Source organism: Bacillus altitudinis (genome assembly GCF_001191605.1).
GTDB lineage: Bacteria > Bacillota > Bacilli > Bacillales > Bacillaceae > Bacillus > Bacillus altitudinis.
The window spans coordinates 1,537,938-1,552,453 of the sequence record NZ_CP009108.1; the positions used below are offsets into that span (position 1 = coordinate 1,537,938).

Sequence of the window (14,516 nt, forward strand, 5' to 3'; positions counted from 1 at the left end):
AGCTTAACCGCATCCGGTTAAGCTTTTTCTATTAGAAAAGCCATCTAGCTGTGCCCATCAGCATGACGCCTACTAGAACGGTGAGGGACAAGCTTTTTGTCCAAACAGCGATTAACACAGTTGGAACCAAGACAGCAAGGTACATCCAGTGAATGGTGACGCTTGCTGTAGTATGTATGAATAGATGCTCTGCAATCAAAGCAGTAAATATACAAATGGGGATAAATGATAACCATTTGAGCACCACTTCTGGCATCTGGATACTCCTCACAAATAAAAATGGAACGACTCTTGGGATGATGGTCACAATCATACAGCCAAGAATGAGCCATAACATAAAACTACTAATCATTTATCTGTCACCACCCCAATAGTGGCAACAAGCACAGTCGCCAACAAAACAGCCACGTGTGAAGGAACAAAATGAAGCAGCACAAACATCGCAACAAACATATATAAAACAAGTGATAAGCGATGGGTTAGCTTATTTTTTGGCACCGTCTGTAAAGAAAGAATGAGCAGCGCAGCAAACATCGCGGATAGGGCAAAATCAAGACCAAGCGCCTCTGGATTTGAAATCCAGTGTCCGAATATTCCGCCAAGTGTACACGCAGCAATCCAGCATAAATAAGCTGTAATATTCAGTCCATGCATCCATCTGTTATTCAATTTTCCTTGCTGTGCTAATTTATTCATCGCTACGCCAAAGGATTCATCAGTAAGCAGAAGGCCAAACCCGATGTTCTGCTTTACAGAGTAGCGTGTAAAATGAGGGGCAAGCGTAAGACTGAGTAACAAATGCCGTAAATTGACAATGAACGTGGTGAAAATAATAGCGGAAAGGGGGCTTCCTGTCACAAGTAATGCACAGATGATAAACTGTGAAGCGCCAGCATAAATAAAGATAGATAGCAGCGCGATTTCCCATATACTTAAGTGCGAACTAATGCCAACAATTCCAAAGGCAAACCCAATGCTCATATAACCAAGCAAGGTTGGCACACAATCTTTTATTCCCTCAAGAAACGGTTCGTTTCCGGCAGTGGGAATGTGTTTCCTAGCTTCAACATCCAAAGACCTCTACTCCTTTTCTGTGTAAACATCAATTGTTTTACTTACTATAAGAAAACGAATTCATCATGTCAATCCTATTGAACTTCTATTATATGAAGAAACATGGCGATAAAAAGGATTGAAGTGAACCAGATTTTGTTATAAAGTAATCAGAAAATAAACACAATTGGGGTGACTGATATGCAATGGAAGCCTTTATTTGAACATGATGTACCAAATCACCTCCGTCCATAACGGAGAGTGATCTCCGTTTGTGGATATCGCAGTGAATATATCCGTAACGGAGGGGAAAAAATGAATGAAAAATATATAGGAGCCCTCTACTTAGCGTTAGCTGCTAGTATTTGGGGCGGTATGTATGTAGTGGTCAAAGTAACAGTTGCGGTTGTCCCGCCACTTGAGCTCGTCTGGATGAGATATGCAGTAGCTGGAGTCGTTCTTGTGTTCACGATTTGGCGTTTGGGCTACTCTTTTCGGTTAGACAAAAAGGATATCCCGCTGATTGTGTCGATTGGATTGATTGGCAACTTTCTATCGATCGTGACCCAAGAAATTGGCACAATGTATACGTCTGCACAAATGGGTGCCGTCATCACATCGGCCACACCTGCTTTTATGGTGCTTTTCGCTTTCTTTCTATTAAAAGAATCATTCACAGTGAGAAAGTGTATCTCCATTCTGCTTGCTACAGTAGGTGTGCTGACGATGATTGGGCCTGTCGCTGTTCAAACGAATGAGTTTGTTGGCGGTCTTTCACTGGTTATTGCTGCATTAACATGGGCGCTCATGTCTGTTCTTTTGAAACGAGTTCCAGGAAAGTATCCTCAAGTAGTGACGACAACATATGCGATCATTGTGGCTTTTATCGTATTAACACCACCTGTCTTGTTTCGTTTGCCTCATCTTGATGTGCATCAAATGGCAAGACCGGAAATATGGGGTGGCATTCTGTATCTAGGTATCATCTCAACGGCCCTTGCTTTCTTTTTGTGGAATAGAGGGCTTCAACTGATGGACGCTTCAAGCGGTGGTCTGTTTTTCTTCTTTCAACCAATCGTTGGTACGGTCCTTGGATGGCTGCTTCTAGGTGAAGAGATGGGCTTACGTTCGTTTGTTGGGATTTTGTGTATTTTCGCAGGTGTATATACTGTCCTGCGTCAGAGAGAGTAAGACGAGATTCCCCTTGGAGAAGGGGAATTTTCTTTACAATGAATAGATGAGAGATTCATAGAAGGTGGAGGTGAGCAGGATGATCCAGTATCCATTTTTGCAAAAAGGACAAACGATTGGGGTGACAGCACCGTCCTCAGGTGTGCAACCCTCTTTGCATGAGATGTTTCAACTGTCTTGCGATCGGATGAAAAAAAGAGGCTATGAAGTCATATGTGGAGAGACAGTATGGCAGCAGGAAAAAGCGAAATCAGCCCCTGCAATCAAGCGAGCAAATGAGTTACAGCGGATGATGACTTGTCATGAGATTGACCACATCATCCCGCCATGGGGCGGACAGCTGCTTATTGAAGTGTTAGAGCATCTTGATTTCTCAGTGATGCAAAAAAAGTGGATTCTTGGTTACTCAGATACAAGTCTCCTTCTATTAGCTTTGACATTAAACACAGGCATTGCGACAGCGCATGGACCGAACCTGGTGGATCTTCAGGGGGAAGAGCTTGATCAGGTGACGGCTATGTGGGAACAAATACTTTCCACTCCAGAGAAAAAGGACGTTACTCAATTTTCTTCTGATATGTATCAAAAGGAATGGCAGTATGACCATCCAAGCATACATGTCTTTCATTTAACCGAACCAACCGCATGGCGTACTGTTGATCACTTAGAGACGACGATCAAGGGAAGACTGATGGGTGGCTGTATTGATGTGATTCGGCACTTAGCTGGCACGCCTTTTGGAGATGTCAAAGCTTTTCAAGAAACATACCTGAAAGGTGAACCCATTCTATGGTATTTTGAAAACTGTGAATTAAATGCTGCGAGTATGAAGAGGTCTCTTGTTCAATTAAAACTAGCAGGCTGGTTTGATTATTGCTCTGGCATCATGTTTGGCAGGAGTGCAGTGGACACTCCTGTGGAAGGATATGAATATACGGATCTATATGAAGAATTGCATAAGGAATTACAAATACCGATTGTTTACGATATTGATTGTGGACACGTACCGCCTCAAATGACCCTCATTAACGGAGCATATGCGGAGGTGCAGTTGCAACAAGAAGGTAAAGCCGTGCTGAAGCAGACATTTTTGCCATGAAAAAAGGAAAGGGCGACCCCTTTCCTTCATAAATAACATTACATTCCTTTTGTTTCTTCACCTGCTTTTGGAACTTCCCATGCAGACTCTCGGAATACTTTTTCCCATTTAGAAACGACAATACAGGCAACCGCATGTCCAGGAACATTCACGCCTGTTCGAGCCATATCCATAATCCGGTCAACCCCGGCGATAATAGCGACACCTTCTGCTGGCAGACCTACTGCATGAGCTGTTGCCAAAAGAACGACAAGTGACCCAGACGGGACAGCTGCAATGCCTTTGCTTGTTAAAACAAGGACAAGCATCATGAGGAGCTGCTGTGATAAACTCATATCGACACCAAACGCTTGTGCAAGAAACACACAGGAAACCGATAAATATAAACTTGAACCATCGCAATTAAGAGAAAGACCTGACGGGATGACGAAGGAAACGATTCTTTTTGGACAGCCGTATTTCTCCATCCGTGACATGAGCTGTGGAAGAACAGTTTCTGTACTTGTAGTAGAAAAGGCAACCAAAAACAAATCCCAAATCATTTTCAACACTTCGAAGTAGTTAAAACGGAAGATCAGTGCGACAAGAGGGAACAAAACAAATAGAATAATAAACAATCCTAAGAAGACAGTGCCAACAAGTTTCATCATAGGAATTAGTAAAACAATGCCGTATTGTCCGACAGAAGCTGCCATTAATGCTAAAACTCCAATAGGAGCTGTCACCATGACCATTTGTGTGAGCTTAAACATAATTTGTGCTACTGATTCAAAGAAGGTAAGGACAGGAGCGGAAGCCTTCCCAATGCCGCTTGCGGCTACACCGAATAAAATAGCGAAGAAAATCACTGCTAGTAAATCATTCTGAGCCATGACATCGATGATATTGGTTGGAATGATGTCTAAAACCATCTGTTTAAAATCGACGACCTTTTGAGTATAACCATCGAGTTCCCCAATATCTTTCTTAGCTAATTGAGAGAAATCGAGTCCAACGCCTGGCTTTAACACGTTGGCCAATAAAAGTCCGATTCCAAGAACGATGGTCGTAATGACCTCAAACCAAATGATTGTCTTTAATCCGAGACTGCCCATTTTCTTCATTCCACCGCTGCCAGCTGCGCCGATGACAATCGTAGAGAAAACAATAGGGACTACAATCATTTTAATCAATCGGATAAAGCCATCCCCAATGGGCCGCAGTGCCATTCCGAAATCAGGGAAGAAGTGGCCGATAAGAGCTCCTATCACCAAAGCGATCATGATTTGAAAAGCGACAAACTTTTTCATCATCTCCTACCTCCTTTAAATGCATGGAAAAAAATTAAGAATTTTCCAATAAATAAAAATTCTAGGTGACCATGTTTTGTCCTCCTTTGGATTTAGAAAGATTTTATTTAAGAATCATTAGAATTATGAAGAAAGAAATGAAATTAGGGCGATTGAAACTCTATTTATCTAACAAAAGAGCACTTCTTAAAAAACATGAAACTTTTTTAGAAAAATGTATTGACCCTTTTGTGTGATCCATGGTATATTTTTATTCGTCGCTGATGACGCATCTGAAACACTGATGCTCAGACAGATACGACAAACAAACTTCAAAAAGATGTTGACTTAATAAAAACGATATGTTAAGATAATTAAGTCGCCTGATTAAGCGCCCGTAGCTCAATTGGATAGAGCGTTTGACTACGGATCAAAAGGTTAGGGGTTCGACTCCTCTCGGGCGCGCCAATAACATTTAACCACGCGGGTGTAGTTTAGTGGTAAAACCTCAGCCTTCCAAGCTGATGTCGTGAGTTCGATTCTCATCACCCGCTCCATTTTTAAAAATGATCTTTGAAAACTAAACAAGACAAAACGTACCTGTTAATTCGAGTTTTTACAAAAAAATCCTATGATATTTCATAGGTAGTCAGTCAAACGCTGACGAAAAACAAAACTTCGGTTTTGTACTTTTTCGGAGAGTTTGATCCTGGCTCAGGACGAACGCTGGCGGCGTGCCTAATACATGCAAGTCGAGCGGACAGAAGGGAGCTTGCTCCCGGATGTTAGCGGCGGACGGGTGAGTAACACGTGGGTAACCTGCCTGTAAGACTGGGATAACTCCGGGAAACCGGAGCTAATACCGGATAGTTCCTTGAACCGCATGGTTCAAGGATGAAAGACGGTTTCGGCTGTCACTTACAGATGGACCCGCGGCGCATTAGCTAGTTGGTGAGGTAACGGCTCACCAAGGCGACGATGCGTAGCCGACCTGAGAGGGTGATCGGCCACACTGGGACTGAGACACGGCCCAGACTCCTACGGGAGGCAGCAGTAGGGAATCTTCCGCAATGGACGAAAGTCTGACGGAGCAACGCCGCGTGAGTGATGAAGGTTTTCGGATCGTAAAGCTCTGTTGTTAGGGAAGAACAAGTGCAAGAGTAACTGCTTGCACCTTGACGGTACCTAACCAGAAAGCCACGGCTAACTACGTGCCAGCAGCCGCGGTAATACGTAGGTGGCAAGCGTTGTCCGGAATTATTGGGCGTAAAGGGCTCGCAGGCGGTTTCTTAAGTCTGATGTGAAAGCCCCCGGCTCAACCGGGGAGGGTCATTGGAAACTGGGAAACTTGAGTGCAGAAGAGGAGAGTGGAATTCCACGTGTAGCGGTGAAATGCGTAGAGATGTGGAGGAACACCAGTGGCGAAGGCGACTCTCTGGTCTGTAACTGACGCTGAGGAGCGAAAGCGTGGGGAGCGAACAGGATTAGATACCCTGGTAGTCCACGCCGTAAACGATGAGTGCTAAGTGTTAGGGGGTTTCCGCCCCTTAGTGCTGCAGCTAACGCATTAAGCACTCCGCCTGGGGAGTACGGTCGCAAGACTGAAACTCAAAGGAATTGACGGGGGCCCGCACAAGCGGTGGAGCATGTGGTTTAATTCGAAGCAACGCGAAGAACCTTACCAGGTCTTGACATCCTCTGACAACCCTAGAGATAGGGATTTCCCTTCGGGGACAGAGTGACAGGTGGTGCATGGTTGTCGTCAGCTCGTGTCGTGAGATGTTGGGTTAAGTCCCGCAACGAGCGCAACCCTTGATCTTAGTTGCCAGCATTCAGTTGGGCACTCTAAGGTGACTGCCGGTGACAAACCGGAGGAAGGTGGGGATGACGTCAAATCATCATGCCCCTTATGACCTGGGCTACACACGTGCTACAATGGACAGAACAAAGGGCTGCGAGACCGCAAGGTTTAGCCAATCCCACAAATCTGTTCTCAGTTCGGATCGCAGTCTGCAACTCGACTGCGTGAAGCTGGAATCGCTAGTAATCGCGGATCAGCATGCCGCGGTGAATACGTTCCCGGGCCTTGTACACACCGCCCGTCACACCACGAGAGTTTGCAACACCCGAAGTCGGTGAGGTAACCTTTATGGAGCCAGCCGCCGAAGGTGGGGCAGATGATTGGGGTGAAGTCGTAACAAGGTAGCCGTATCGGAAGGTGCGGCTGGATCACCTCCTTTCTAAGGATATATGGAGCAGCGTACGTTTTTCGTCTTGTTTAGTTTTGAAGGATCATTCCTTCAAAACATGTCTCTAGCGAGACAGGATTGTTCTTTGAAAACTAGATAACAATAAGTAATACATTCACATTGAATGCAATGCAAAGTTCATCACACATAGTGATTCTTTCTAAAGTAAGAAATGGTTAAGTTAGAAAGGGCGCACGGTGGATGCCTTGGCACTAGGAGCCGATGAAGGACGGGACGAACACCGATATGCTTCGGGGAGCTGTAAGCAAGCTTTGATCCGGAGATTTCCGAATGGGGAAACCCACTGCTCGTAATGGAGTAGTATCCATACTTGAATACATAGAGTATGAGAAGGCATACCCGGGGAACTGAAACATCTAAGTACCCGGAGGAAGAGAAAGCAAATGCGATTCCCTGAGTAGCGGCGAGCGAAACGGGAACAGCCCAAACCAAGAGGCTTGCCTCTTGGGGTTGTAGGACACTCTATACGGAGTTACAAAGGAACGATATAAGCGAAGAGGTCTGGAAAGGCCCGCCAAAGAAGGTAACAGCCCTGTAACTGAAATGTTGTTCTCTCCAGAGTGGATCCTGAGTACGGCGGAACACGTGAAATTCCGTCGGAATCCGGGAGGACCATCTCCCAAGGCTAAATACTCCCTAGTGACCGATAGTGAACCAGTACCGTGAGGGAAAGGTGAAAAGCACCCCGGAAGGGGAGTGAAATAGATCCTGAAACCGTGTGCCTACAAGTAGTCAGAGCCCGTTAACGGGTGATGGCGTGCCTTTTGTAGAATGAACCGGCGAGTTACGATCCCGTGCAAGGTTAAGCAGAAGATGCGGAGCCGCAGCGAAAGCGAGTCTGAATAGGGCGCATGAGTACGTGGTCGTAGACCCGAAACCAGGTGATCTACCCATGTCCAGGGTGAAGTTCAGGTAACACTGAATGGAGGCCCGAACCCACGCACGTTGAAAAGTGCGGGGATGAGGTGTGGGTAGGGGTGAAATGCCAATCGAACCTGGAGATAGCTGGTTCTCTCCGAAATAGCTTTAGGGCTAGCCTCAAGGTAAGAGTCTCGGAGGTAGAGCACTGATTGGACTAGGGGCCCCTACCGGGTTACCGAATTCAGTCAAACTCCGAATGCCGATGACTTATCCTTGGGAGTCAGACTGCGAGTGATAAGATCCGTAGTCGAAAGGGAAACAGCCCAGACCGCCAGCTAAGGTCCCAAAGTATACGTTAAGTGGAAAAGGATGTGGAGTTGCTTAGACAACCAGGATGTTGGCTTAGAAGCAGCCACCATTTAAAGAGTGCGTAATAGCTCACTGGTCGAGTGACTCTGCGCCGAAAATGTACCGGGGCTAAACGTATCACCGAAGCTGCGGACTGTTCTTACGAACAGTGGTAGGAGAGCGTTCTAAGTGCAGTGAAGTCAGACCGGAAGGACTGGTGGAGCGCTTAGAAGTGAGAATGCCGGTATGAGTAGCGAAAGACGGGTGAGAATCCCGTCCACCGAATGCCTAAGGTTTCCTGAGGAAGGCTCGTCCGCTCAGGGTTAGTCGGGACCTAAGCCGAGGCCGAAAGGCGTAGGCGATGGACAACAGGTTGATATTCCTGTACCACCTCCTCACCATTTGAGCAATGGGGGGACGCAGGAGGATAGGGTAAGCGCGGTATTGGATATCCGCGTCCAAGCAGTTAGGCTGGGAAATAGGCAAATCCGTTTCCCGTGAAGGCTGAGCTGTGATGGCGAGCGAAATTTAGTAGCGAAGTTCCTGATTCCACACTGCCAAGAAAAGCCTCTAGCGAGGTGAGAGGTGCCCGTACCGCAAACCGACACAGGTAGGCGAGGAGAGAATCCTAAGGTGATCGAGAGAACTCTCGTTAAGGAACTCGGCAAAATGACCCCGTAACTTCGGGAGAAGGGGTGCTTCTTAGGGTGTTAAAGCCCCGAGAAGCCGCAGTGAATAGGCCCAGGCGACTGTTTAGCAAAAACACAGGTCTCTGCGAAGCCGTAAGGCGAAGTATAGGGGCTGACGCCTGCCCGGTGCTGGAAGGTTAAGAGGAGCGCTTAGCGTAAGCGAAGGTGCGAATTGAAGCCCCAGTAAACGGCGGCCGTAACTATAACGGTCCTAAGGTAGCGAAATTCCTTGTCGGGTAAGTTCCGACCCGCACGAAAGGCGCAACGATCTGGGCACTGTCTCAACGAGAGACTCGGTGAAATTATAGTACCTGTGAAGATGCAGGTTACCCGCGACAGGACGGAAAGACCCCGTGGAGCTTTACTGCAGCCTGATATTGAATGTTGGTACAGCTTGTACAGGATAGGTAGGAGCCTTGGAAACCGGAGCGCTAGCTTCGGTGGAGGCATCGGTGGGATACTACCCTGGCTGTATTGACCTTCTAACCCGCTGCCCTTATCGGGCAGGGAGACAGTGTCAGGTGGGCAGTTTGACTGGGGCGGTCGCCTCCTAAAATGTAACGGAGGCGCCCAAAGGTTCCCTCAGAATGGTTGGAAATCATTCGCAGAGTGTAAAGGCACAAGGGAGCTTGACTGCGAGACCTACAAGTCGAGCAGGGACGAAAGTCGGGCTTAGTGATCCGGTGGTTCCGCATGGAAGGGCCATCGCTCAACGGATAAAAGCTACCCCGGGGATAACAGGCTTATCTCCCCCAAGAGTCCACATCGACGGGGAGGTTTGGCACCTCGATGTCGGCTCATCGCATCCTGGGGCTGTAGTCGGTCCCAAGGGTTGGGCTGTTCGCCCATTAAAGCGGTACGCGAGCTGGGTTCAGAACGTCGTGAGACAGTTCGGTCCCTATCCGTCGCGGGCGCAGGAAATTTGAGAGGAGCTGTCCTTAGTACGAGAGGACCGGGATGGACGCACCGCTGGTGTACCAGTTGTTCTGCCAAGGGCATCGCTGGGTAGCTATGTGCGGACGGGATAAGTGCTGAAAGCATCTAAGCATGAAGCCCCCCTCAAGATGAGATTTCCCATTCCGCAAGGAAGTAAGATCCCTGAAAGATGATCAGGTTGATAGGTCTGAGGTGGAAGCGTGGTGACACGTGGAGCTGACAGATACTAATAGATCGAGGACTTAACCTATATTCTAATGTGAAAAATGAACATTGTTATCTAGTTTTGAGAGAACATTCTCTCCATCAGGTTTGGTGGCGATAGCGAAGAGGTCACACCCGTTCCCATACCGAACACGGAAGTTAAGCTCTTCAGCGCCGATGGTAGTTGGGGGTTTCCCCCTGTGAGAGTAGGACGCCGCCAAGCTTGTTATTTTATATCGTCGCGGGGTGGAGCAGTTCGGTAGCTCGTCGGGCTCATAACCCGAAGGTCGCAGGTTCAAATCCTGCCCCCGCAACCAAATTATTTTACCTATTAAATAGGGAGTACTCATTGAGTACAGCCAAAATGGTCCGGTAGTTCAGTTGGTTAGAATGCCTGCCTGTCACGCAGGAGGTCGCGGGTTCGAGTCCCGTCCGGACCGCCATTTTTATAACTTGTAAACGAAAACGTATAGTTTCGTTTTTTTTTATGTCTTTTTCTTTCTATAAGTATCCTAGATGCAATGAAACTCCTTGTGTTTGGCTACACTAAATGTGATAAGAAAAGATCATGACTTCAACAAACAACGCCTGGTTTTTTTATACCAGGCTTTCTTTATATCATTTTTAGTTGGAACCGAGGCTCATATTCGCTACACTAATACTAACTGTGTCTGACATCATGTTTGCTCAATCAGTTGATTGTATGAAGGGGCTGTCTTTTATGGATGAATTTGATCTTATTCGCCGAATTACACCAAAAGAAACGCATCAGCGTTCTTTGGTCATGGGCATCGGTGATGATGCTAGTGTTTATCAACCTCATTCACATTGTGAAGAGGTCGTTTGTGTTGATACAATGGTAGAGCATGTCCATTTTCGATTTGATTTTTCCACACCCTTTGAGGTTGGATTTAAAGCGCTGGCAGTGAATATCAGTGATATTGCAGCCATGGGAGGAACCCCTAAGTATTATCTTGTATCAATTGCGATCCCGCCTCATGGGGATGAAGCAATTGTTGCAGCTTTTTACGAGGGAATGAAAGCATTGGCTGACAGATATCATATGGATTTAATCGGTGGAGATACAGTAGCCACCCGCAGTGACTTTGTCATCACAGTAACGGTCATTGGTGAGATTCCAAAGGGAACAGCCTGTTACCGTCATAGTGCTCAGACAGGAGACGTTGTCTTTGTCACAGGTGAACTAGGTTCATCAGCTGCTGGGCTATCCCTTTTAATGAATGAAGTAAATGCTGCACATTCGATTGACACTGCTTTTTTTCTAGAGCGACACAAAATGCCGCAGCCGCATATTGCTGCTGGCCTTATTTGTTCAAGCTTCCCCCGGGTGACCTTGAATGATGTAAGTGACGGATTAGCGAGTGAGTTAAACGAAATAGCGGAAGCGAGTCGTGTGACTATTGAAATTGAAGCTGATCAGCTCCCAAAACATCCACATCTACCGTTGTTACATAAAGAATGGCTTGAATGGGTCTTGTTCGGTGGAGAGGATTTTGTCTTAACTGGTACGATCCCTGAAACGGATTGGAAGCGATTTGAGACGCAATGTAAAAAAGAACACATTCAGGTCACGCGTATTGGACAAGTCAAAGATGATCGAGCGTCCAGCGTTATTTTAAAAGACCATGATCAACAAACAATTTTAATGAAAAAAGGATATAATCATTTTAAGAAATGAGGTGACTCCACCATGAAGTTAACGTGGACAACAAAAGGTGCGGATGAGACGAAACGAATTGCTGCTGCCTTGGCTACACTTGTGATGCCCGGCGATGTCTTAACATTAGAAGGAGACTTAGGCGCAGGTAAAACGACTTTTTCAAAAGGTTTTGCAGAAGGCTTAGGTATTACCCGTATCGTCAACAGCCCTACTTTTACAATTATTAAAGAATATACGGATGGCAGACTGCCACTTTATCATATGGATGTGTATCGTATGGAAGATGCGGAAGAAGATATTGGACTGGGCGAATATTTTGAGGGGGAAGGTGTATGTTTGGTTGAATGGGCACATCTCATTGAACCTCAATTGCCTTCATCGTATTTAAAAATTGAAATGCTGAGAACAGAACGTGAAGAAGAACGTCATCTTACGTTTTATGCAAAAGGGGAGCGCTATGAGGCCCTTTGTAAGGAGATGAAAGACATTGACCATACTGGCAATTGATACGTCAAACCATACACTCGGAATAGCTCTTGTCCGTGATGACACTGTGGTTGGGGAAAGTATTACGTACTTAAAGAAGAATCATTCAGTCCGTGCAATGCCGACAGTTGAAGCACTGATGAAAGAATGCGGCGTAGCACCGAACGAATTAAGCAAAATTGTTGTAGCCAAAGGACCCGGCTCTTACACTGGCGTTAGAATCGGTGTGACCATTGCAAAAACACTTGCTTGGACGCTGTCTATCCCGATAGCTGCTGTTTCAAGTTTAGAAACGCTGGCGGCAAATGCTCGATATTTTGATGGAATGATTTCTCCTATATTTGATGCAAGAAGAGGACAAGTTTATACAGGGTTATATACATTTGAAGGTGGAAAGATAAAAGAAGTGAAACCAGATCAAAATATCCTGCTCACTGATTGGCTTCAAGAGCTGAAAAAGGAAGGGAACCCTGTTTTATTTCTTGGACATGATGTGCATCTTCATCAAGAGAATATACTCTCCATACTTGGAGAAACCGCCGTTTTAGCAGACGAGGCATTTCACAACCCAAGACCTTCAGTGCTCGCATTTTTGGGGGCAGACCGCCCTGCTGAAGATGTCCATCAGCTTGTTCCTAATTATATTCGTTTGGCAGAAGCGGAAGTGAAATGGCTTGAAGGACAAAAATAATCTCAACACAGTAGAGATGCGAAGAATGACAGTAGAGGACATCCCAGAGGTATATACGATTGAAGTGCATTCGTTTACAGCGCCTTGGAAAAAAGAGTCGTTTGTCTATGAAATTCTCCATAACCAATACAGCCATTATTTCCTCATTGAAGAAGATGGTCAGCCTGTTGGGTATTGCGGCGTTTGGATTGTCATGGGTGATGCACAAATTACGAATATTGCGATTCTCCCTGAGCACCGGGGAAAAGGATACGGGGAAGCGCTGCTTCGATATGTCATGGAATTTTGCAAAGAAAAAAAGACAGATCATCTTTCACTAGAAGTGCGGGTATCAAATACGCCAGCACAATCCCTTTATGAAAAGCTAGGTTTTAAACCAGCTTCTATTCGAAAGAATTATTATACGGATAACGGGGAAGATGCATTAGTCATGTGGGTGAAGATAAATGAGTGAAAAAAAAGATCGATTCATATTAGGTATAGAAACAAGCTGTGACGAAACAGCTGCGTCAATTGTGAAAAATGGGAAAGAGATCGTAGCGAATGTTGTCGCCTCACAAATAGAAAGCCATAAACGATTTGGCGGAGTGGTACCAGAAATCGCTTCAAGGCATCATGTGGAACAAATGACGATCGTATTAGAAGAAGTCATGACGCAGGCCAATATGACCTTTCAGGATTTAGATGCCATTGCTGTGACAGAAGGTCCAGGCTTAGTTGGTGCACTTTTGATAGGTGTCAATGCAGCCAAAGCACTGAGTTTCGCACATCAAATTCCGCTTGTAGGTGTTCATCATATTGCTGGACACATTTATGCGAACCAGCTCGTTGGTGAACTGGTGTTTCCTTGTTTAGCTCTAGTCGTCTCTGGTGGGCATACTGAGCTTGTTTTGATGAAAGAGCATGGGTCTTTTGAGGTCATTGGCGAAACGTTGGATGATGCGGCTGGAGAAGCGTATGACAAAGTAGCTCGGACAATGGGTCTGCCATATCCAGGGGGACCTCACATTGATCGATTGGCACATGAAGGGGAGCCAACGATTAAGCTTCCTCGTGCATGGCTTGAAGAAGGATCCTATCATTTTAGTTTCAGCGGTTTAAAATCAGCGGTCATCAACACATTACACAATGCGTCTCAAAAGGGCGAAACCATTGCGCCTGAGGATTTGGCTGCAAGTTTCCAAGAAAGCGTGATTGAGGTGCTAGTCGGAAAGACATTAAAAGCGGCTGAAGCGTATGGTGTGAAACAAGTCGTTCTAGCTGGCGGGGTTGCTGCCAATAAAGGTCTTAGAGAAGCCCTTACTTCAGCATTTGCGAAGCTACCTGAAGTGAATGTCATGATTCCGCCATTGTCTCTTTGTACAGACAATGCAGCCATGATTGCTGCTGCGGGAACCATTGCATTTGAAAAGGGAATAAGAGGCGACATGGCAATGAACGGTCAACCTGGACTGCCGCTTGTCTCCTATGAATAAGATCTTCTGTGGATACAGGAGTTTCAGCGTGTAGACAAACCCTCGCATTCTTTGTCAGTCCTGCGTGCTGGTGCTCACGAATGTGAAATTCGCTCCGCGCCAGTAATCGTCCTTCCTAGACTGCAAAGGTTTTCTATCACGCTGAAAAGAAGACAAAGGGCTAAAATTTGGAACTCCTGTGGATATACAGGAGTTTTTTCTAGTGAAATGAAAGCGATTTATTCACATGTAAACGTTATATATCCACAATTGTTAGAAAATTCG

At 46.0% G+C, this 14,516-nt stretch carries 10 protein-coding genes, 4 tRNA genes and 3 rRNA genes; 14 read left to right on the plus strand and 3 right to left on the minus strand.

What is annotated here, in order from left to right:
• Nucleotides 1–31: 31 nt before the first annotated feature.
• Nucleotides 32–352, minus strand: coding sequence for an AzlD domain-containing protein (locus ID12_RS07740; RefSeq protein WP_025206823.1), 321 nt, complete (start codon nt 350–352; stop codon nt 32–34).
• Nucleotides 349–1,074: an AzlC family ABC transporter permease gene (locus ID12_RS07745; RefSeq protein WP_025206824.1), complete on the minus strand. Its 726-nt coding sequence runs from the start codon at nt 1,072–1,074 to the stop codon at nt 349–351. The genes ID12_RS07740 and ID12_RS07745 overlap by 4 nt, the downstream gene beginning before the upstream one ends.
• A 294-nt stretch (nt 1,075–1,368) precedes the next feature.
• Between ID12_RS07745 and ID12_RS07750 the strand changes: the two genes are divergently transcribed.
• Together ID12_RS07750 and ID12_RS07755 are read left to right on the plus strand one after the other, a co-directional pair.
• Nucleotides 1,369–2,244: a DMT family transporter gene (locus ID12_RS07750; RefSeq protein ID WP_050826999.1), complete on the plus strand. Its 876-nt coding sequence runs from the start codon at nt 1,369–1,371 to the stop codon at nt 2,242–2,244.
• 79 nt (nt 2,245–2,323) lie between these two features.
• Entirely contained in the window at nt 2,324–3,343 is a 1,020-nt protein-coding gene (locus tag ID12_RS07755) for a S66 family peptidase (protein WP_050827000.1), read from the plus strand.
• Nucleotides 3,344–3,381: 38 nt separating this feature from the next.
• Here the strand turns inward: ID12_RS07755 and gltP are convergent, their stop codons facing one another.
• Nucleotides 3,382–4,632, minus strand: coding sequence for a glutamate-aspartate/proton symporter GltP (gene gltP, locus ID12_RS07760; RefSeq protein WP_024719154.1), 1,251 nt, complete (start codon nt 4,630–4,632; stop codon nt 3,382–3,384).
• 370 nt (nt 4,633–5,002) lie between these two features.
• Between gltP and ID12_RS07765 the strand changes: the two genes are divergently transcribed.
• The 12 genes from ID12_RS07765 to tsaD all read left to right on the plus strand — a co-directional run bounded on the left by ID12_RS07765 (nt 5,003) and on the right by tsaD (nt 14,252).
• Nucleotides 5,003–5,079, plus strand: a tRNA-Arg gene (locus ID12_RS07765).
• Between the two features lie 15 nt (nt 5,080–5,094).
• A tRNA-Gly gene (locus tag ID12_RS07770) sits at nt 5,095–5,168 on the plus strand.
• Nucleotides 5,169–5,302: 134 nt separating this feature from the next.
• Nucleotides 5,303–6,851: ribosomal RNA gene (locus ID12_RS07775) — 16S ribosomal RNA — on the plus strand.
• Between the two features lie 183 nt (nt 6,852–7,034).
• Nucleotides 7,035–9,965, plus strand: a 23S ribosomal RNA gene (locus ID12_RS07780).
• A gap of 61 nt (nt 9,966–10,026) precedes the next feature.
• Nucleotides 10,027–10,142: ribosomal RNA gene (gene rrf / locus ID12_RS07785) — 5S ribosomal RNA — on the plus strand.
• Together the 16S, 23S and 5S rRNA genes with 4 tRNA genes alongside form the textbook arrangement of a ribosomal RNA operon.
• Nucleotides 10,143–10,159: 17 nt before the next feature.
• Nucleotides 10,160–10,236, plus strand: a tRNA-Met gene (locus ID12_RS07790).
• Nucleotides 10,237–10,285: 49 nt separating this feature from the next.
• Nucleotides 10,286–10,362 (plus strand) — tRNA-Asp (locus ID12_RS07795).
• A gap of 278 nt (nt 10,363–10,640) precedes the next feature.
• On the plus strand, nt 10,641–11,618 hold the full coding sequence (gene thiL, locus ID12_RS07800; RefSeq protein WP_035703481.1) for a thiamine-phosphate kinase: 978 nt from the start codon (nt 10,641–10,643) through the stop codon (nt 11,616–11,618).
• A 12-nt stretch (nt 11,619–11,630) separates the two neighbouring features.
• Nucleotides 11,631–12,107, plus strand: a complete 477-nt coding sequence (gene tsaE, locus ID12_RS07805) for a tRNA (adenosine(37)-N6)-threonylcarbamoyltransferase complex ATPase subunit type 1 TsaE (protein ID WP_007496038.1) — start codon at nt 11,631–11,633, stop codon at nt 12,105–12,107.
• A complete protein-coding gene (gene tsaB, locus ID12_RS07810; protein WP_017366704.1) occupies nt 12,088–12,777 on the plus strand; it encodes a tRNA (adenosine(37)-N6)-threonylcarbamoyltransferase complex dimerization subunit type 1 TsaB in 690 nt (229 codons plus the stop codon). The genes tsaE and tsaB overlap by 20 nt, the downstream gene beginning before the upstream one ends.
• A 25-nt stretch (nt 12,778–12,802) precedes the next feature.
• Nucleotides 12,803–13,231 carry a ribosomal protein S18-alanine N-acetyltransferase gene (rimI, locus tag ID12_RS07815; RefSeq protein ID WP_050827001.1) on the plus strand — a complete coding sequence of 143 codons (429 nt, stop codon included), beginning with the start codon at nt 12,803–12,805 and terminating at the stop codon, nt 13,229–13,231.
• A complete protein-coding gene (gene tsaD, locus ID12_RS07820) occupies nt 13,224–14,252 on the plus strand; it encodes a tRNA (adenosine(37)-N6)-threonylcarbamoyltransferase complex transferase subunit TsaD (protein ID WP_017359857.1) in 1,029 nt (342 codons plus the stop codon). Before rimI ends, tsaD begins: the two co-directional genes overlap by 8 nt.
• Nucleotides 14,253–14,516: the final 264 nt, after the last annotated feature.